This is a genomic window from Chondromyces crocatus (assembly GCF_001189295.1).
In the GTDB taxonomy this organism is placed as follows: domain Bacteria; phylum Myxococcota_A; class Polyangia; order Polyangiales; family Polyangiaceae; genus Chondromyces; species Chondromyces crocatus.
In genome coordinates this window covers 9,495,116-9,512,683 of the sequence record NZ_CP012159.1, presented here as the reverse complement: position 1 = coordinate 9,512,683, position 17,568 = coordinate 9,495,116, and the positions used below count along the sequence as shown (strand labels likewise).

The window sequence follows — 17,568 nt, the reverse complement described above, 5'->3', positions numbered from 1 at the left end:
CATGCGTTACCTCCGCCTCCTCGCCACCCAGCTCCGCGTCTCGATGGCGCTCGGCATGCAGTACCGCTGGGAGTTCTTCATCGGCGGCCTGATCACCCTCGTCTGGATCGTCATCGGCCTCGTCCCCCTCTACGTCGCCCTCGGAGACCGACCGCCCATCGAAGGCTGGACCTTCGAGCGCGCCCTCGTCGTCGTCGGCTGGTTCACCCTGCTCAAGGGCGTGCTCGACGGCGCGGTCAACCCCTCGCTCCTCCGCGTCGTCGAGCAGATCCGCCAGGGCACCCTCGACTTCACCCTCCTCAAGCCAGCCGACGCCCAGTTCCTCGTCTCCACGGCCAAGTTCGAACCCTGGAAGGTCATCGACGTCGGCGCAGCGATGGTCATCTTCGCCTTCGCCTTCTCGCGCCTCGGGCGAACCCCGGCGGCTGCGGACGTGGCGCTCTCTCTCGGCCTGCTCGCCGCTGCCACCCTCGTCCTCTACTCCGTCTGGATCCTGGTGATCTCCGCCGCCTTCTGGGTCGTCCGCCTCGACAACCTCGCCTACCTCTTCAACTCCATCTTCGACTTCGCCCGCTGGCCCGTGACCATGTTCAGCGGCGTCTGGCGCATCATCTTCACCGTGATCATCCCCCTGGCCCTGATGACCACCTACCCCGCCCTGGCCCTGCTCGGCGCCCTCTCCGTGCAGACGGCGGCCTTCATCGCCGCGGGAGCCATCGTCTTCGCCATGATCGCGCGGGCCGTCTGGCGCCGCGCCATCGCCCACTACACCTCCGCCTCGAGCTGACCGGGCTCCCCTCCGCCTCGAGCTGACCCGGGCTCGCCTCCGCCTCGAACCGACCCAGGATCCCGCCTTCCCGCGACGCCTGGAGCGGCCGCACCCCTCCGTCCGCGCGACCACCCTCGACGCGGGCTGGGTAGCGCGTCAGGATCACCACTTCATCGAGGTTGAACCCATGAACAAGACCCCAGAGAAACAAGACAGCCAGGATGACGCCTGGCGAGAGCGCCTGACCGAAGAGCAGTTCCAGGTGACCCGATGTGGCGGCACCGAGCGGGCCTTCACCGGGAAGTACTGGGATCACAAGGCGGACGGCGTGTACCTCTGCGTCTGCTGCCGAGCCCCACTCTTCGACTCCCGCTCCAAGTTCGATTCGGGCTCCGGCTGGCCGAGCTTCTGGGAGCCAGCGGGACGCCCTGCGGTGACCGAGCATGAAGACCTCGCCTACGGCATGCGCCGCGTCGAGGTCCGGTGCAGCAAGTGCGAAGCCCACCTCGGCCACGTCTTCCCCGACGGCCCCCTCCCGACGGGGCAGCGCTACTGCATCAACTCGGCCTCCCTCGACTTCGAAGGCCGCTGACCTCTCGCCCTCCATTTCCAGCCGCCTCGCCCTCCAGCCGCCTCACTTCCAGCGACGCCGCCACGCCTGGCGTGCGTCATCTCGCTCCTCTCAGACGGGATACGCTTCAGCCGCTGCCTGGTGTACAGGCAGGGCGTGCCCCCGCCGGTGAAGAAAAAGAAGAAGCGGCCCTGGCACCAGCGCTTTACCCGCGAGCCGCCGCCTGCCTCCCCGCCGGGCACCCTGCTCCTCGAGAGCACCACCAAGCCGCGGATGTTCGTCATCGATTACTCCCCCGAGGTGGTGGTCGAGAAAGAGATCCACGACCTCGACGAGGCCATCGAGTTCCTCACCGACGACCGGCCGTCCATCACCTGGGTGGACATCCGCGGCATCGGGCACCGCGAAACGTTCGAGCGCATCGGCCGGATTTTCAAGATCCACGCCCTCGCGCTGGAGGACATCGTCAACGTCCCTCAGCGCCCCAAGGCCGACGCCTACCCCGATCACCACCTGGTCATCGCCCGCATGGCCCAGTCCAACGGCAACGGCGGCATCTGCACCGAGCAGATCGCCATCCTCTTCGGCCCTGGCTTCGTCCTCACCGTCCAGGAGGAGTCGGATCGTGACGTCATGGAGGGCGTCCGCGAGCGCATCCGCCGAGGCGGTGGCTCCATCCGCACCCGCGGCTCGGACTACCTCGCGTATGCCGTCCTCGACGCCGTGGTCGACGGCTTCTTCCCGCTTCTCGAGCGCCTCGGCGAGCGCCTCGAAGATCTGGAGCTGGAGGTCCCGCGTTCCCGCCGCCCCATGTCCCGACAGATCCACGATCTCAAGCGCGACCTGCTCACCTTGCGCCGCGCCATCTGGCCCCAGCGCGACCTGGTGAACAACCTGCTCCGCGACGAGAGCCCCTTGATCACCAAGGAGACCCGCATCTTCCTGCGCGACACCTACGATCACTCCGTGCAGGTCATGGACATGGTCGAGACCTTCCGCGAGCTCAGCTCCGGCCTCATGGACCTCTATCTCTCCACCGTCTCCAACCGGATGAACGAGATCATGAAGGTCCTCACCATCATCTCGACCATCTTCCTCCCCATCACCGCCATCGCCGGCATCTACGGGATGAACTTCCGCCACGAGAGTTCCCCCTTCAACATGCCCGAGCTCGACTGGTATTACGGCTACCCCTACTCGCTCATGCTCATGCTCGGCAGCGTGGTGGGGCTGCTCATCTATTACAGGCGCAAGGGATGGCTGGGTCGGGACGATCTCGACGAGGAGTGAGGGATGACGAAACACGATGAATCGCCGAAAGGAGACGCCCCGTCGGACACTTCGTCCTGGGCCGACCTCACCAACCGCGGCAACGGCAAGCAGGAGACCGGCGATCTCCCCGCCGCCATCACCGACTTCAGCGCTGCCATCGCCCTCGCTCCCGACGAACTCGCCCCGCGCTACAACCGCGCCAACGCGCACGGCCTCGCGGGCGACATCGAGGCCTCCATCGTCGACTACACCGAGGCCCTCCGCATCGATCCCGGCTTCGTCCCCGCCCTGATCCGCCGTGGCCTCGCTCGACAGCAGAGCGACGACCTCGAAGGCGCCGCCGCGGACCTGAACCGCGCCGTCTCCCTCGACCCCGAAAGCCCCGACGCCCACGGCACCCGCGGCTCCCTGCGCGCGCTCCTCGGCGACTACGCGGGCGCCCGGCAGGACTGCGAGCGTGCGCTCTCCCTCGCCCCCGAGGACTGGAAGCAGCGCACCGACGTGACCGAGCTGCTCGACCACCTCACGGCGGCTGCCGCTGCGGAGGGCGAACGCGAGGACGACGGCGAGGCCACCGAGACCGACGAGGGCGACGAAGACGACGAGCCCAACGGCGCTGCCATCGCCACGGTCGAAGCCGTCCTCAAAGCCGCGGGCTGGTCTCACGATCGCGTCCCCGAGGAAACCGACGAAGACGAGTGGGCGTCCTACGCCACCTCCATCGATCAGGGCCCTCTCGGCTCGGCCCTCGTGCGCGTCTCCGAGCCGATCCGCCGCTTCCTGCTGCACATCGTCTACCAGCCCGCGGCCCCCGAAGAGCACCGCGCCCAGGTCGCCGAGCTCATCACCCGCGCCAATGACGGCCTCTGCGACGGCAACTTCGAGATGAGCTACCGCACCGGCGAGGTCCGCTACAAAGTCGCCATCGACTGGAGCGGCACCCTCCTCGACCCGATGCTCATCCGCAACGCCATCCTCAACGCCATGGACATGGCCGAGGCCTACGGCGACGCCCTCTCCGCCGTCTTGACGGGCAAGCTCACCGCGCTCCAGGCCATCGAGGCTGCCGAGGCCGACCTCTGACCGAGGCTGGCCTCTCGGCTCACCCCTTCCGCTCCAGCCGCTCCAGCACCGCCCGCGGCGACAGCGTCTGCTTGTACACGTAGATCTCGCTGCTCTCGTCCTCCCCGAGCGCCTCCTCGCTCACCCGCAGCTGCTTCCCCACCGCCAGGATCAACCGCACCGGCAGCCCCCGCTGGATCTGCTCGATCCGCCGCCACACCGCCGCCCGGCTCCAGAACCCGAACGCCTCCAGGTACACCTCTTCCCCGGTCGCCCCGTTCTCGAACCGCAGATCGGGCACCACCACCTCTTCCCCTGGCAGCGCGAAGATCCGCTCCCCTGCCGCCACCGACCAGCGCGACCCCAGCCGCCGGAACCCCTCCACGAACGCCGACAGCTCCGGCGTCGTGTCCGGCGCCTCTCGCCCGTGGAACGTGAGCCCCTGCTCCGGACCGATCTTCAGCGTCGCCGGCTCCCGCTCGCGCCCCCACAGCACCTCCGCGTGCACCTCGAACTTCTCGCACGGCAGCACCGCCGACAGGAACATCGCCAGCCTGAGCCCGTACTTCTGCACCTGATCGAACAGACTGAAGGGCCCATCCAGCGTCAGCGTGTACCCGCCCCCTGGCTCTGCCTTCACCACGTGCAGCAGCCCGTGGAACCGCGCCGCCCGGAAGAGCCGCCGCATCCGCGCCGCCGTCTCCCCCTCCACCTTCACCGTCACCTTCGTCGCCTTCAGCAAGATCGACTGCGCCAAGGACAGGTTGTACCGATCCCGCAGCACCTCCGGCGCCGTCGCCGTGAACTGCTGGAGCAGCTCCGCCCCCTTCAGATCCGCGTACAGCCCCGCCTCCAGCACCTCGACCGTCGTCCCCATCCGCGCGGCCACCTCACCCAGCACCGCTGCCCGATCGAAGTCCCCCCGCACCTCCAGCGACCGGTGCGCCGCTGCTGCCGCCGCGAACACCTCCCGCCGGATCCCTTCCGCATCCACCCCCTCGCGCACCTCGAACGCGCACCCGTCGTCCAGCACCTTCCGCAGCCCCAGCGCCGCCACCCGGTCCCGCGCCGGCACCGGGATCGCATCGAGTGCCGCCTCGATCTCGTCCCGGCTCCGCCCCACGTGCGCCTCCAGGATCTTCACGTACGCCGCCGCCACCGGCAGCAACCGCTCTGCGGACGCCCCCTTCAGGTACTGCGGCGTGAGCGCCCCTTCCTTGCTCCGCCGGACCCGGACCAGATCACTGGTAAGCAACGTGATCCCGCCGCTTGTCGCTCACCCGCTCCTCGCTCGTCCCAGCCGCCACCAGCTCGTAGAGCACCGCCGTCTTCCCCTCGCCCCGGCGCAGAATGCGCCCCAGCCGCTGCACGTGCTCTCGCACCGACCCGCTTCCCGACAGCACGATCGCCACGTTCGCTTCCGGCACGTTCACCCCCTCGTTCAGCACCTTCGACGTCACCACCGCCGTGAACGACCCCTCGTTGAACCCCGCCAGGATCGCGCTCCGCTCCTTCACCTTCGTCTGGTGGGTGATCGCCGGCAGCAGGAACCGCCGCGAGATCGCGTAGACCGTCGCGTTGTCCTCCGTGAACACGATCGTCCGATCCTGCCGGTGCGCGTGCAGCAGCCGCGCCAGCACCTCCAGCTTCCCCGGTGCGCACAAGGCCAGCATCCGCTGCTTCCGGTAGCTCTCGAACGCGCGCCGCCCCGTGTCCGACTGCGAGCTGAGCATCAAGAACTGCCCCCACCCCTCCGGCATCCGGATCCCGTGCGCCCGCAGGAAGTTGATGTACGTCGCCCGCGCCGCGTCGTACGCCGCCCGCTCCTCCTGACCCAGCGGCACATCCAGCCGGATCACCTCGTACGCCGCCAGGTACTCCCCGCTCAGCTCCGTGATGTCCTTGCGGAACACCAGCGGCCCGATCAGCTCATCGTACCCCTTCCCATCCGTGCGCTCCGGCGTCGCCGTGAGCCCCAGCCGGAACGGCGCCAGGCACATCCGCGCCGCCAGCGCATACGAAGGACTCGGCAGGTGATGGCACTCGTCGAAGATCACCAGCCCGAACCGATCCCCGAGCCGATCCATGTGCTGGTGCGCCGAATCGTAGGTCGTCACCGTCAGATCGTGCACCTCGTGGTAGCCGCCCCCCACGATCCCCACCGGCACCCCGAACGCCGTCGACAGCGCCTCGTACCACTGGTTCAGCAGATCCAGCGTCGGCACCACCACCAGCGTGCTGCGCTGCCGATCCGCGATCGCCAGTGCCGCCACGAACGTCTTCCCTGCGCCCGTCGGCAGCACCACCACCCCACGGAACCGCCGCCTCCCCCACGCCGCGAGCGCTTCTCGCTGGTAAGGAAACGGATCGTGCCGCGCCCGTGGCGTGAGCGACAGCGCCTCGTAACGCCGCGCCGCATCGACGAACGGCACCCCCTCGGCGCGCAACCGCAGGATCAGCTCGGCGTAGTCGACGGCGGGCAGCCGCCATACCCGCTCGCGCGCATCCCACCGACAGAGCGCTGGAAGTGCCGGAACGTCCGCTGGCGCACGGGATGCCGCGCCTTCGCCCTCAGCATCCTCGACCGTGAGCGACGCCTCCTCCTGTCGCGCTGGATCGACGGGTACCTCGACGCGCAAGGTCCCGCCTTGAAAGCGGATCGTGAAGGGAAGTGGCGCACCCGCGAAGCCCGTGGAGTCCGTCATGGTCAGGTCGCGCCCGGAGCCTGTCAGGCTGTTGCCGACACGCTGGCGATCGTCATCCTCATCGCGCCCGCTTTGAGCGCGCAACCCGTGGCGATCTGGTAGGTTGACGACGTCGCGTCCACGCCGGGAGCATACTCCGCACGCGTGGCGACGACGTGAGCTTCTGACGTGGAAAACGATGTGGATGGGTCGTAACGATGAGCAAGAACACCGGATCGAGCGACCTCGCCCCAGGCTTTCTCATTGCCTCACCGCCGCTCGGTGACCCCAACTTCGATCGCACGGTCGTCCTCCTGGCGGCCCACAGCGAAAGCGGCGCACTCGGCTTCGTGGTGAACCGAGCCGCACCGGTCACCTTCGCCGAGCTCATGTCGTTCGCCGGCTACGAAGGCGAGTCCACCGGCGCGACCCCCGTCTACATCGGCGGCCCCGTCCAGCCGAGCTCGGGGTGGATCCTCTGCGTCGATCCCGAACTCGTCCCTGACGAGGCCGTCATCGCAGCAGGCGACCGGATCCGCATCACCTCCTCGCGCAGCGCCTTCGACTCCCTGGCGGCGGCTGCTGGCGCCGGAGGCCTGTCGCCTGATCCACGCCAGCGCGCCGTCCTCCTCGGCTACAGCGGCTGGGGCCCTGGCCAGCTCGAGCGCGAGATCGCCAGCGGTGCCTGGCTCCCCGTCCCCCTCGACGAGAGCATCCTCTTCGACGTCCCGATCGAGCAGCGCTGGGAAGCCGCCTACAAGCTGCTGGGCCTGAGCCCCGTCGAGGTCATGTCGATGCGCAGCATCGGCGAAGCCTGACCTCCAGAGCCACCGTCATCGCGCTCAGCGCCTCCGCGCGTGCCACAGGAGCATCTCGATCGTCCCTGCCTCGCGCAGCCACGGCTGATCGTGAGGCCCCGGGAGCACCCGCAGCGTGCAAGGCACCTGCTTCTTCGACAGCTCCGCCGCGAGCTTCTGGTTGCCCGGCAGAAAGGGATCCCCCTGGCTCGTGAGCAGGTGCAGATCCCGCGGCCCCACCGCCGCGACCGCCTTCGCCAGCCGCTCCGCGAACCCAGGCGCCCGGTGCGCGCCGAACGCCGACTGCACACCACCCCACGCCCCGAACACCTCGGGCCGCCGCAGGAACGCCTCCAGACCCACGTAACCCCCCAGCGAGCACCCATCGAGCGCCGTGCGCGCCGTCTCCGTGAACACCGGCGCCTCCGCGCGCGCGCGCGGCACCACCACCTCCGCGAGCCACTTCGCGTACCCATCGAGCGAGGCTGCCGGGTTCGACGTCCGGTGGACATCGGGCGTGTACGGACAAGCGATGACCAGCCCCTGGAACGCCTTTGCCGCAAGGTGCGCGTTCACCTCTGCGAGGCGCCCCTCCGTCCAGTCCCCGCGCTTCGACGTCCGCGCGATCGGCGCCCGCCGCAGCCGGTCGTACGCCGTCCCCAGCCCGTAGCGCTCCACCCACGCCCACGCCCCCATGCGCTCGTCCCCCGTCTCTCCTTTCCCGTGGAGCAGCACCAGAAGCGGCACCTTTTCCTCCGGCTTCAGCGACTTCGGCACGAACAGCGTGAACCGCCGACCCAGCGCCCGGTCCCCCGCCACCGCCAGATCGCGCACCTCCAGATCCTGCGGCATCCACGCCGGCGGCGAAGGATCGGCCGCGTGAGCGCCGCGCGGCGCGAGCAGCGCGGCAGCGGCGGACGAAAGGAACAGACGGCGCGACGGCATGGGGGAGGGGAGTGGAACCCGCGTTGAGACCATGATCAACCAGCTTGCTGGCCAGCTTGGCGGCAGACGTCGCGCCACGCCACCCACTCCCCTTTTTCTCCCTGCATTTCCACCACCTCCGCGACCGCGGTGACAGACCCTCCCGCGCGCGGTAAGAAATTCTCCTCCCCCCCGGGGAGAGCGAGCGCAGGCGTGAAGCGCTGGATGCGGAGGAGAAGCGGATGTCGAGCTTTCAATCCATCCTCGAACGAGCGCAGCCCGCCGACTACGAGTTCCTCATCGCGGCCCTCAAGAGCCCGGTGAACTTCTCCTCCGACGCCTCGCTCCACCGGCACTACGAGGCCTTCCAGCGCGACCCCTGCGCCGCCCATCGCGCGGCCCTCGCCCGCCAGATCGAGCGCGAGATCCGCTACCTCGGCAGCGCCGACCTCGCCTACTTCTTCCGCTGGCTCACGCGACGCGAGCCCGGCGTCCCCCTCGACGACCTCCTCGACGCCATCGCCCAGCGCCTCGGCGTCAAGCTCAAGCCCATCGGCACCCCGCGCTCCCGCCTGGAGTGCCTCGTCCGCGCCGTCGTCGAGCAGGCCGTCCTCGACCTCTCCGAGGACCAGCAGCGCGCCCTCTTCCGCGACCGAGACCTGGGCCCTGCCGTGGAAGACGAACTGCTCCGCCACCTCAAGTCCAAGGGCCGGGTCGCCTTGCTCGTCCGCATGCTGGGCCAGGACGTCGTCGAGAAGCTCGTCCCTGGCCTCGTGCTCTCCACGATCACCCCCTTCCTCGGCCGCGAGGCCGCCGGCCAGCTCATGACCCGCCTCGCCGCGCGCTTCCCCTTGTGGGCCGAGTGGCTGGGCCCCGTCCTCTGGGGCGTGACCGCCGCCTGGCTGACCATCGACCTCCAGTCCCCCGCCTTCCGCAAGACCACCCCCGCGATCCTCTACTGCGGCCTCATCTCCCTCCGCGATGGCCCTGAAGAGGGCCTCGCCTTCTGGCAAGCCACCGACGACGACGAAGCGTAGCTCCGCCTGTCACGGCGCCCCGACGCCGATCGGTCCGGCGCCGTGACACCTGTCACGCGCGCATCACAGCGCACCGAGCGATCGCCACCCGCGAAGCTTCCTGCGGCGCCGCCTCGCAGCACCGCCTCCCAGCGCCGCAACCTCTCCGTGCTGCCACGCCCCGGCGGAGCCCCTCCCGACCCGCGCATCCAGGCCCTCTCGCACGCCCCTGACACCGGCTGCCGACCCGCCCCGCTCACGGCATGCCGCTCGCAATGCCGCTGCCACAAGCGACCGCGCAACGCCCGTGCTCGTCACGGCTTGCCCCAGAGGATCACCGCCATGACCAAGCTTGGAATCATCGCCGCGTGCATGCTTTCCCTCCCTCTCTTCGTGCCCGCCTGCAGCGACACCGAAGCTCCCGGGACCCCGATCGACGAGACCCCCATCGACGAGCCCCCGATCGACGAGCCTCCCGTCGCTGAACCCCCGATCGACGAGCCCCCCGTCGACGAGCCCCCCGCCACGATGCCCCCGGACGCCGACGCCTTCGGGCAGTCCATGAGCGCCTGGGGCGCCGCCTGGTGGACCTGGGCCTTCGGCGTCCCCGAGGACGAGAACCCCTTGTTCGGCCACGACTGCGACACCCACCAGTCCGGCCCGGTTTTCTTCTTGACCGGCAACATGGGCTCGGGCGCAGAGACACGAAGCTGCACCGTCCCGGCAGACAAGGCGCTCTTCTTCCCCTTGCTCAACGCGACCTGCGCCTCCTACGTGCAAGACGACCTCTGCTGCAACGCGAACGACGAAGAGCTCGAGGCCTGCGTGAACGGCTTCTTCGATCCTGCGCTCACCATCGACCTCGTCGCCGAGCTGGATGGCGTCCCCCTCCCGAACCTGGACGCCCACATGACCGACGCACAGCCCTTCTCCTGGACCGGCCCTGAAGATCCCGCCACCGCCTTCCACCCGTACGCTCTCCCCACGGGCCCCAACGAGTGCGGCTTCCCCGAGGACGCGCGCAACGGCATGACCAAGGGCTACTACCTCATGCTCGCTCCGCTCTCCCCTGGCGAGCACACCCTCCGCTTCGGGGGGAAGATGACGTTCCCGGAAGATCGCGTCTTCGAAGTCGACATCACCTACCAGCTCACCCAGAAGTGACCAAGACGCCGCGGCCCCCCACGCACTAGACTCCCCCCGCACGCCACGAAGGGGGAAGCCGATGCGTCAGTCGCAGGACTCCGGAGCACCTCACGACGACACCGCGCCTCGCGACGACGCCAGCGCGAAGGCCACCGCCGACGCCGACGTCGAGACCCTCCACGCCCTCGGCTACGCCCAGGAGCTGCTCCGCCGCATGAGCGGCTTCTCGAACTTCGCCATCTCCTTCTCGATCATCTGCATCATCGCCGGCGGCCTCACCTCGTTCCAGATGGGCCTCAGCAGCGTCGGCGGTGCTGCCATCGGCATCGGCTGGCCCCTCTGCTGCCTCGTCTCCCTCTGCGTCGCCCTCACCATGGGCCAGATCGCCTCTGCGTTTCCCACCGCCGGCGGCCTCTATCACTGGAGCTCCATCCTCGGCGGCCGCGGCTGGGGCTGGGCCACCGCCTGGATCAACCTCCTCGGCCTCGTCACCGTCCTCGCCGCGATCAACGTCGGCGCCTACCTCTTCACGATGCACGCCCTCGGGCCTCTCGTCGGCCTCCACATCGCCGACCTGCCCCCCGAGCGCGCCATGCTCCTGCAAGGCGTCGGCGTCGCCCTCATCACCCTCTCGCACGCCGTCTTCAACCACCTCGGCATCCGCATCACCACCCTCCTCACCGACTTCAGCGGCTACCTCATCCTCTTCGTCTCCGTCGCCCTCACCCTCTCCATGCTCGCCTTCGCCGCCGAGCTCGACCTCTCCCGCCTCGTCACCTTCACCAACTACAGCGGCCCGCGCGGCGGCGACATCTGGCCCGAGACGAACAGCACCGGCTTCCTCTTCCTCCTCGGCCTCCTCTTGCCCGCGTACACCATCACCGGCTTCGACGCCTCGGCGCACACCTCCGAGGAGACCATCAACGCCTCGACCACCGTCCCTCGCGGCATCGTCCGCGCCGTCCTCGTCTCCGGCGTCTTCGGCTGGATCATGCTCTCCGCCATCGTCCTCGCCATCCCCGACATGGACGCGGCTGCCGCGAAGGGCGGCGAAGCCTTCTTCTGGATCGTCGAGCGCGTCCTGCCGCGCCCCCTCGCCATCGCCCTCTACGCCGGCATCGCCATCGCCCAGTACCTCTGCGGCCTCGCCACCGTCACCAGCACCTCGCGCATGACCTTCGCCTTCGCGCGCGACGGCGGCCTCCCCTTCTCGCGTCACCTCAAGCAGGTCAGCCCCAGGTTCCGCACCCCGGTCCACGCCATCTGGGCTTCGTCGATCCTGGCCATCCTGTTCACGCTCTACACCCCCGTCTACTCCACGATCACCGCCGTCTGCGTCATCTTCCTCTACATCTCCTACGTCATGCCCACGCTCGTCGGCATCCACGCCCACGGCCGCACCTGGACCCGCATGGGCCCCTGGACCATCGGCGCCTTCTACAAGCCCGTCGCCATCGCCAGCGTCCTCGGCTGCTTGCTCCTCCTGTTCGTCAGCGTGCAGCCCCCGAACGACAAGGCCCTCGGCATCACCGGCGTCGTCCTCGCGATCCTCGCCGTCGTCTGGTTCGTCTTCGAGCGCCGCCGCTTCAAGGGCCCTCCGGACGGCCTGACCAGCCGCGAGCGCGCCGCCCAGATCAGCGCCGCCGAGAGCGCCGTCGGTCAACGCGCCGACGCTGCGAGCGCGACCAGCGCCTCCGGTGAAGCCGCGTGAGGAGCGCTGATTCAGCCCTTCGTCCCGCCTGAAGGCCTCCATCTCCTCGCCCCGCCAAACACTGCTATACTCCTCCCCATGTCATCCCGTCGTACAGTGCTCGCGCAGGCACTCGAGCTCCCCTGTGAGGAGCGAGCGGACATGGCCCGAAGTCTGCTCCGGAGCCTGGATGAGCCAGCAGACAAAGCCGATGTAGAGGATGCCTGGCTCGACGAGGTCGGGCGTCGCCTGCAATCCGTCGAGCAAGGAACGGCGACCACGGACTCCTGGGAGGCCGTCCGGCAACGTGTTCATGCGCGCCTTCGGGCAAGCGATTGATGGAATTACGGGTTCACAAAGACGCTGAAGAAGACCTCATTGAGGCCGGTCTTTTTTACAAGCGGCAGCGGCAGAGCCTTGACGAAGAGTTCCTCGCCGAGGTTGACGCCGTCCAGCGCATCATCACCGAGAACCCCAGGGCCTATCCGGTCGTCGAGCGGCACAAGAATGTCCACCGCATGAAGATCGGGAAATTTTCTTACTGGGTCTATTACGTCGTCCACGAAAAGGAAATCCTCGTGCTGGCGTACGCTCATGAGCGGCTCAAACCCGGATACTGGAAACCGCGACTGAAGAGTTGAGCCTCCGAGTTCACGGGTCGTCCGTCACCTCGCAGAGCCCGCCGACGAAGCGCTCGTGGCGCTGCGTGGCGCCACCGGCTGCCGCAGCAGGGTCCGCTGCTTCTCGGGCGCCACCTTCCGGAAGTCGCTCAGGTAGATCTCGTGGTGCTTGCCCACCCGAGAGAGCCCCTGCTCGGGGATGAACACCTCGTGCAGGTGCGCCAGCACCGGCCCCTCGTCCTCGAACGAGCCCACATGCAGCGTCTGCACGCACCGCCCTTCCGACAGGAGCTCCAGCCGCAGATCGTCCAGACGCAGCGCCTGATCCTTCGCCCGGACCTGCTCGATCGCGATGTCGACCATCTCCGGATGCACCCAGCTCGGAACCATGAGCATCAACGTCCACGACCACTGCGACTTGTCGCGCGCCGACGTGAACGTCGCCATGTCCTCGGCCCACCACAACCCCTCCAGCGGAGGGACCACGTAGTCGCGACCGAGCTTTTGCTTGCTGGCGAACTTCACCTTGTACGCCACCGGATACAGCGTCTCCACCGCCCCGCGGAACGCCTCCGAGGTGTTGGGATCCCCGTGCCCGTCGAGCATCAAGTACCGCATGTCCGGCACCTCGACGAACCGGAACTCCCCGCGCTTGCCCTGATAGGCATCGGCCGTCTTCTTGAAGTCGATCGCCGTGGTCATCACGTCTCTTCCTTCGCTGCCAGCAGCCGCGCCACCCGCGCCGCATCCATCCGCACCACCAGCACCTTCTCCCGCGTGAACGTCACCGCCCCGGGAGCGCTCCCCTTCGGCTTCCGCACATGCTTCCGCGGCACGTGCGTCACCTCCCAGCTCGCCTCCTCCCGCGCCTCGGAGAAGTGCACCGCCAGCATCGCCGCATCCACCAGCAGCTCCCCCGGACACGTCGTGTTCTTCTCGAGCGGCACCACCACGTGCGCCCCCGTCATCCCGCGCGCGTGCAGCCACAGATCGTGCGGCCTCGCCACCCGCGTCGTCAGCGCATCGTTGTCCGCCCCCCCGCGCCCCACGAAGATCGCCCGCCCCCCGCTCCCTCGGAACGCATGGTACGGCTTCCGCGGCTCCTCCCCGCGACGCACCCGCACCCCCGTCCCCTTCGCACTCCCGCCGGACGCCCCACCCGCGCTGCCTGCATCGACCAGGACCCCGGCGATCCCCAGCCCCCGCGCGCGCCCATCCAGCCGCGTCAGCGCTTCCGCCTCCACCTCGGCCGCTGCGACCTCCCCTTCGAGCGCGACCACCTGCGCCAGCACCCCCTCGGTCTCGGCGAGCCGCGCCCGCATCGCCGCTTCACCCCGCTGATACCGCCGCGCTTTCGCGAAGAAGTCCTCCGCCTGCGCGCGCGCTGGCCTCGCCGCATCCAGCGACACCTCGAGCGACCCTTCGCCCTCCCAGTCCTCCAGCGTCGCCTTCGTCGCCCCCCGCGGCACCCGCCCCCCTTGCGCCAGGAGCAGCCGCCCGATCTTCTGCAGCTCACCCACCCGATCGAGCCGCGCCAGATCCGCCTGCACCGCCTCCCGACGCCGCGACAGCGAAACCCGCCGCGCCCGCACCGCCTTGAGCAGCGCCGCCTTCGCCGCGACCGCCGCCGCTGCATCGCTCGCCTCCACGAGCGCTGCCCCTGCCGCCCACGGATCGGCTGGATAGCGCACCGCCCGCTCGGGCCCCTGCGCCGACGCCCCCGCTTGCGGAGCTGCCCCCGCTTGCGGAGCCGCTACCGCCTCCTGGCGCTCTCCGGCCGGCGGGACCCCAGCCTCGCCCCCGGAAGCCCCGCGCGGCCCTGTCACGGCCTCTCTCTGCCCCTGCGGAGGCCACCGCAGCACCAGCCGCCCATCGACCTCCAGCCGCGCCTCTCCGCGCCGCCCTGGCACCAGCGTCAGCTTCGCCTCGTGCGCCGCTTCCCCTTCACCCCCGCCCGCCACCACCACGAGCCGATCCACCTCCAGCCCGATCGCGCGCAGCCGATGCCCCACCACATGCGCCCGCAGCGCCGCCACCAGCGGATTCGCCGCCGTCGCCCGCAACCGCGGCGCCCGCGGCAAGATCCCCACCCCCACCACCCGCGGCCCGATGCCCACCCCCAGAAGCCGCTTCTCCCCCGCGTAACACGACAGCGCGATCAGCCCCGTCTCCGGGTTCACCTGCGCCGCATCGATCCGCGCCCCCACCCACGACGCGAGCGCTTCTTCCAGCGGAGCGACGTCCATCGTCAGAACCCGCCCCGCTGTCGCCTCACGTGCAGGCCCACGCGCATCACCGCCACCCTTCGCTGAAGACCGCGGCACCATAGCGCACCTGCTTCGCGCCACCATGGACCGTCGAGCGCCGCGATCTTCGCTGCCACGCCCGCATCTCCGGCACGACGAACGCGCCGCCGTCATGCGCGGCGAACGTGACGAACGCGCCGCCGTCATGCGCGGCGAACGTGACGAACGCACCGCCGTCATGCGCGACGAACGTGCAGGACTCGGGCGTGACGAGCCTCCAGGACCCGGGCACGACGAACGCGCAGCAGCCGTGTGGGGGCGATGGCGGCCAGCGACGCCAGACCATCCCTTGTGAGAATCCCAACCTCGGTCCGCGCGGAATCAGGTCATCCAAGGATACGTAAGCGACATCGCCTCATCGACCAGCATCCCAGACCCGAGTGCCTCCGGGTTCTCCCATTCTGTGATCTTGATCGCACCCAGCCGCTTGCGCCGACACTCTGGACGTTCCTGCGACGGCCCCGCGCACTTCTGCGACGGACCCGCACACTTCTGCGACGGTCCTGGGTAGTTCCCAAAGTGCTCCTGGGTAGTTCCCAAAGTGCTCCTGGGTAGTTCCCAAAGTGCTCCTGGGTAGTTCCCAAAGTGCTCCTGGGTAGTTCCCAAAGCGCTCCCGTGCACTTCTGCGACGGTCCTGGGTAGTTCCCAAAGCGCTCCTGGGTAGTTCCCAAAGCGCTCCTGGGTAGTTCCGACGGCGGTCCCGTGCACTTCCCTCGGCACTCCTGTGCAGTTCCCAAAGTGCTCCTGGGTAGTTCCCTCGGCACGCCCGGGAGGAGCGTCCACGGCTTCCAACCATCCCTCCGGACTCCCGGCACCGTGCCCCCCGGAGTCTCCGCGCCGCTCTTCGGGCGTCCCGAGTCGCTTCTTCGTGATGGCTTGCTGCTGCCTGGACGATCCGCGCTGCGCTGCGTGGGACCTGCGCCGTCCCGTGGTATTCCGCCTCCACGTCACGCCTCGAGCCGTGCCTCCAGCGCGGCGACTTCGGGGCACAACGAGCGAATCCGCGCGTAGCGTGAAGCCGCCTCTTTCGCGAGGACCCCTCGCCCTTCCGCTGGCTCCTCCAGGACACCACGGCTCTTGGCGAAGGGCCGGTAGTAGGCCTCCTTCGGATGCTCGTGGCTGCGCACGTCCTGCCAGCCCCAGTCTTTCGGGAGATCGTGCCCCGCAAGCAGCCACACCTCGAAGAAGCGCATCGAGTGCAGTGCATTGCGCATGGTCTGGGCGACAGGCAAAGGAGGGCGGCACGCCGAGCCGCGAGCCCTCAGGCTATTTCGTCAGGCCGGTCCAATGCACGCGCGCGGCCAGAGAGGACCTCACCCTCACCACGAGCAGACACTTCCTCGCCGCGAGCAGTCGCCCCCTCGACCGAGCTGGACGGAGACGCCCGATCTCAGTCCATCTTCTCGTCGGGCCGCGTCACCGCGGCGAGCTCGTCATCGCGCACGGCGCTCTTCTGCAGCACGGCGAAGCTCACCAGGAAGCCGCACTGGAGGCAGCGCACGTTCCAGTTCTCCGTCTGCGTCTGCATGCCGTTGCATGCCATGCACCGCTTGCCATGCTCAATCTCTCGCACCCTGCGGCGGCCCTGGGCTTGCCGCACCTGCCAGTAGATGAGCACGACGACGAAGCCCACGACGCCGAACAGCTTGATCACGCGCCACCTCCCCCGTTCCTCGCGCAGACCTCATGGCGCTGCATGCAGGCGTGAAGAATCGCACGCAGCGCCACCTCACCGCATCAGAAACTGATCTTGATGCTGCCCCCCTTCGCCTTCGCCTTCACCTTCCACTTCCCTTTGCCCTTCCCCTTGCCCTTGTGGTGGTGGTGGTGATGGTGCTTGTGCTTCACCACCACCACGGGCGCGACCCACACCACGGTGTTCACGAAGATCGCGATCACGGGCGCGCCCACCCCGATCACGACCACCTTGCCGGGGTGGTGGCCCCACAGCGCCGTGTGCACCACGTCGCCGTCGACGAGCACCACGGTCATCTTCTTGGGCTTGATCTGGGCGTTCAGCTTGCCCTCGAAGTAGAGCCCCTCGGTGTGCGGTGACAGCTCGATCACCTCGGCGCCGCTGCCGGAGAGGCCCAGCTTGATCTTGATCTTCCGGTTCTCGGGCTTCACCACCTGCAGGTTGTCGTCGAGCAGGTAGACGCGGACCTCGCCGGTCGCGTCGTTGGCGACGATCTCCACCGTGTCTTCGCCGACGACCTGGAGCACGCCGCCGTTCGGGCCCTTCTTGTCGTCGAGCTTCGCCTCGGCGCTCACCTTGGCGCTCGCGAAGAGCTCCTCCGTGCCGCCCTTCGGCAGGTGCAGCGTGCCCTGGATCGGCTTGTCGGCGGCGAGCAGCGTGTAGCTCACCTCCGTCAGCTCGTCGTCGAGCTTGGGCAAGGTCGCGGTCAGCACGCCGCCCGATTTCTCGACGGGGACGAGCGTCGCGGTCACGGGGTCGCCGGTCTTCGGCTTCACCGTCATCGTGCCGGTCACGCCTTGCTCGATGGGCTTGCCGTCGGGCGCCTTGAGCAGCGCCATCACCTGGCCGTCGGGCTTGACGCGCCACACCACCGAGCCGCCGTCGTGCTGCTCGATCAGCGCCGCTTGCTCGGCGATGTTCTCGGACGTCACCTCCGGTCCCTTGCTGCACCCCGGTGCGACGGCCACCGAGAGCGCGATCGCCACCAGCATGGATCGGACAAGCCTGCTCATCT

At 68.9% G+C, this 17,568-nt stretch carries 19 protein-coding genes; 10 read left to right on the top strand and 9 right to left on the bottom strand.

The genetic code is table 11. The annotated features are described in order from the left end of the window. The first annotated feature begins 1 nt into the window (after position 1). The 4 genes from CMC5_RS34350 (at position 2) to CMC5_RS34335 (ending at position 3,695) form a co-directional block, all read left to right on the top strand. Entirely contained in the window at positions 2-787 is a 786-nt protein-coding gene (locus CMC5_RS34350; RefSeq protein WP_050434355.1) for an ABC transporter permease, read from the top strand. 169 nt (positions 788-956) lie between these two features. Continuing rightward, positions 957-1,361, top strand: coding sequence for a peptide-methionine (R)-S-oxide reductase MsrB (msrB, locus tag CMC5_RS34345; RefSeq protein WP_050434354.1), 405 nt, complete (start codon positions 957-959; stop codon positions 1,359-1,361). Positions 1,362-1,481: 120 nt separating this feature from the next. Then, on the top strand, positions 1,482-2,630 hold the full coding sequence (gene corA, locus CMC5_RS34340; RefSeq protein ID WP_245677989.1) for a magnesium/cobalt transporter CorA: 1,149 nt from the start codon (positions 1,482-1,484) through the stop codon (positions 2,628-2,630). 3 nt (positions 2,631-2,633) lie between these two features. Beyond that, positions 2,634-3,695 carry a tetratricopeptide repeat protein gene (locus CMC5_RS34335; RefSeq protein ID WP_050434353.1) on the top strand — a complete coding sequence of 354 codons (1,062 nt, stop codon included), beginning with the start codon at positions 2,634-2,636 and terminating at the stop codon, positions 3,693-3,695. A gap of 19 nt (positions 3,696-3,714) precedes the next feature. On the opposite strand, the gene CMC5_RS34330 is transcribed toward CMC5_RS34335, so the two are convergent. Both CMC5_RS34330 and CMC5_RS34325 read right to left on the bottom strand, forming a co-directional pair. Then, a complete protein-coding gene (locus tag CMC5_RS34330) occupies positions 3,715-4,929 on the bottom strand; it encodes a DUF790 family protein (RefSeq protein WP_050434352.1) in 1,215 nt (404 codons plus the stop codon). Next, complete coding sequence (locus CMC5_RS34325) at positions 4,916-6,379, bottom strand: DEAD/DEAH box helicase (protein ID WP_050436300.1); 1,464 nt, start codon at positions 6,377-6,379, stop codon at positions 4,916-4,918. Before CMC5_RS34325 ends, CMC5_RS34330 begins: the two co-directional genes overlap by 14 nt. A 197-nt stretch (positions 6,380-6,576) precedes the next feature. Between CMC5_RS34325 and CMC5_RS34320 the strand changes: the two genes are divergently transcribed. Then, on the top strand, positions 6,577-7,176 hold the full coding sequence (locus tag CMC5_RS34320; RefSeq protein WP_050434351.1) for a YqgE/AlgH family protein: 600 nt from the start codon (positions 6,577-6,579) through the stop codon (positions 7,174-7,176). A 24-nt stretch (positions 7,177-7,200) separates the two neighbouring features. Here CMC5_RS34320 and CMC5_RS34315 read toward each other — a convergent pair whose 3' ends face one another. Continuing rightward, positions 7,201-8,100 (bottom strand): alpha/beta hydrolase, encoded by a 900-nt coding sequence (locus tag CMC5_RS34315; protein WP_050434350.1) that lies wholly within the window; start codon positions 8,098-8,100, stop codon positions 7,201-7,203. Between the two features lie 221 nt (positions 8,101-8,321). Between CMC5_RS34315 and CMC5_RS34310 the strand changes: the two genes are divergently transcribed. From CMC5_RS34310 to CMC5_RS49295, 5 genes are all read left to right on the top strand, one after another. Beyond that, complete coding sequence (locus CMC5_RS34310) at positions 8,322-9,116, top strand: hypothetical protein (protein ID WP_050434349.1); 795 nt, start codon at positions 8,322-8,324, stop codon at positions 9,114-9,116. 321 nt (positions 9,117-9,437) lie between these two features. Next, positions 9,438-10,259: a hypothetical protein gene (locus CMC5_RS34305; RefSeq protein ID WP_050434348.1), complete on the top strand. Its 822-nt coding sequence runs from the start codon at positions 9,438-9,440 to the stop codon at positions 10,257-10,259. Positions 10,260-10,320: 61 nt separating this feature from the next. Beyond that, the gene (locus CMC5_RS34300; protein WP_082363052.1) at positions 10,321-11,952 is read left to right on the top strand and encodes an amino acid permease; all 1,632 of its coding nucleotides are present in this window, start codon (positions 10,321-10,323) and stop codon (positions 11,950-11,952) included. Positions 11,953-12,030: 78 nt separating this feature from the next. Next, positions 12,031-12,270, top strand: coding sequence for an addiction module protein (locus CMC5_RS49300; protein ID WP_082363051.1), 240 nt, complete (start codon positions 12,031-12,033; stop codon positions 12,268-12,270). Next, positions 12,270-12,572 carry a type II toxin-antitoxin system RelE/ParE family toxin gene (locus tag CMC5_RS49295; RefSeq protein ID WP_050434346.1) on the top strand — a complete coding sequence of 101 codons (303 nt, stop codon included), beginning with the start codon at positions 12,270-12,272 and terminating at the stop codon, positions 12,570-12,572. The genes CMC5_RS49300 and CMC5_RS49295 overlap by 1 nt, the downstream gene beginning before the upstream one ends. A 24-nt stretch (positions 12,573-12,596) precedes the next feature. Here the strand turns inward: CMC5_RS49295 and CMC5_RS34285 are convergent, their stop codons facing one another. The 6 genes from CMC5_RS34285 to CMC5_RS34260 all read right to left on the bottom strand — a co-directional run bounded on the left by CMC5_RS34285 (position 12,597) and on the right by CMC5_RS34260 (position 17,566). Beyond that, complete coding sequence (locus tag CMC5_RS34285; protein WP_050434345.1) at positions 12,597-13,253, bottom strand: GyrI-like domain-containing protein; 657 nt, start codon at positions 13,251-13,253, stop codon at positions 12,597-12,599. Then, the gene (locus tag CMC5_RS34280; RefSeq protein WP_050434344.1) at positions 13,253-14,797 is read right to left on the bottom strand and encodes an NFACT RNA binding domain-containing protein; all 1,545 of its coding nucleotides are present in this window, start codon (positions 14,795-14,797) and stop codon (positions 13,253-13,255) included. The genes CMC5_RS34285 and CMC5_RS34280 overlap by 1 nt, the downstream gene beginning before the upstream one ends. Positions 14,798-14,843: 46 nt before the next feature. Continuing rightward, positions 14,844-15,143: a hypothetical protein gene (locus CMC5_RS34275; RefSeq protein WP_050434343.1), complete on the bottom strand. Its 300-nt coding sequence runs from the start codon at positions 15,141-15,143 to the stop codon at positions 14,844-14,846. A gap of 661 nt (positions 15,144-15,804) precedes the next feature. After that, positions 15,805-16,071 carry a hypothetical protein gene (locus CMC5_RS34270; protein ID WP_156339074.1) on the bottom strand — a complete coding sequence of 89 codons (267 nt, stop codon included), beginning with the start codon at positions 16,069-16,071 and terminating at the stop codon, positions 15,805-15,807. A gap of 176 nt (positions 16,072-16,247) precedes the next feature. After that, positions 16,248-16,511 carry a hypothetical protein gene (locus CMC5_RS34265; RefSeq protein ID WP_050434341.1) on the bottom strand — a complete coding sequence of 88 codons (264 nt, stop codon included), beginning with the start codon at positions 16,509-16,511 and terminating at the stop codon, positions 16,248-16,250. An 83-nt stretch (positions 16,512-16,594) separates the two neighbouring features. Further along, entirely contained in the window at positions 16,595-17,566 is a 972-nt protein-coding gene (locus tag CMC5_RS34260) for a hypothetical protein (RefSeq protein WP_156339073.1), read from the bottom strand. Between the last annotated feature and the right edge of the window lie 2 nt (positions 17,567-17,568).

Bases quoted from the DNA above. Each gene is read 5' to 3' on its own strand.
- CMC5_RS34350 (WP_050434355.1), top strand. From the start codon at position 2: ATGCGTTACCTCCGCCTCCTCGCCACCCAGCTCCGCGTCTCGATGGCG.
- msrB (WP_050434354.1), top strand. From the start codon at position 957: ATGAACAAGACCCCAGAGAAACAAGACAGCCAGGATGACGCCTGGCGA.
- CMC5_RS34335 (WP_050434353.1), top strand. From the start codon at position 2,634: ATGACGAAACACGATGAATCGCCGAAAGGAGACGCCCCGTCGGACACT.
- CMC5_RS34325 (WP_050436300.1), bottom strand. From the start codon at position 6,379: ATGACGGACTCCACGGGCTTCGCGGGTGCGCCACTTCCCTTCACGATC.
- CMC5_RS34320 (WP_050434351.1), top strand. From the start codon at position 6,577: ATGAGCAAGAACACCGGATCGAGCGACCTCGCCCCAGGCTTTCTCATT.
- CMC5_RS34315 (WP_050434350.1), bottom strand. From the start codon at position 8,100: ATGCCGTCGCGCCGTCTGTTCCTTTCGTCCGCCGCTGCCGCGCTGCTC.
- CMC5_RS34310 (WP_050434349.1), top strand. From the start codon at position 8,322: ATGTCGAGCTTTCAATCCATCCTCGAACGAGCGCAGCCCGCCGACTAC.
- CMC5_RS34305 (WP_050434348.1), top strand. From the start codon at position 9,438: ATGACCAAGCTTGGAATCATCGCCGCGTGCATGCTTTCCCTCCCTCTC.
- CMC5_RS34300 (WP_082363052.1), top strand. From the start codon at position 10,321: ATGCGTCAGTCGCAGGACTCCGGAGCACCTCACGACGACACCGCGCCT.
- CMC5_RS49300 (WP_082363051.1), top strand. From the start codon at position 12,031: ATGTCATCCCGTCGTACAGTGCTCGCGCAGGCACTCGAGCTCCCCTGT.
- CMC5_RS49295 (WP_050434346.1), top strand. From the start codon at position 12,270: ATGGAATTACGGGTTCACAAAGACGCTGAAGAAGACCTCATTGAGGCC.
- CMC5_RS34285 (WP_050434345.1), bottom strand. From the start codon at position 13,253: ATGACCACGGCGATCGACTTCAAGAAGACGGCCGATGCCTATCAGGGC.
- CMC5_RS34280 (WP_050434344.1), bottom strand. From the start codon at position 14,797: ATGGACGTCGCTCCGCTGGAAGAAGCGCTCGCGTCGTGGGTGGGGGCG.
- CMC5_RS34275 (WP_050434343.1), bottom strand. From the start codon at position 15,143: ATGGTCTGGCGTCGCTGGCCGCCATCGCCCCCACACGGCTGCTGCGCG.
- CMC5_RS34270 (WP_156339074.1), bottom strand. From the start codon at position 16,071: ATGCGCAATGCACTGCACTCGATGCGCTTCTTCGAGGTGTGGCTGCTT.
- CMC5_RS34260 (WP_156339073.1), bottom strand. From the start codon at position 17,566: ATGAGCAGGCTTGTCCGATCCATGCTGGTGGCGATCGCGCTCTCGGTG.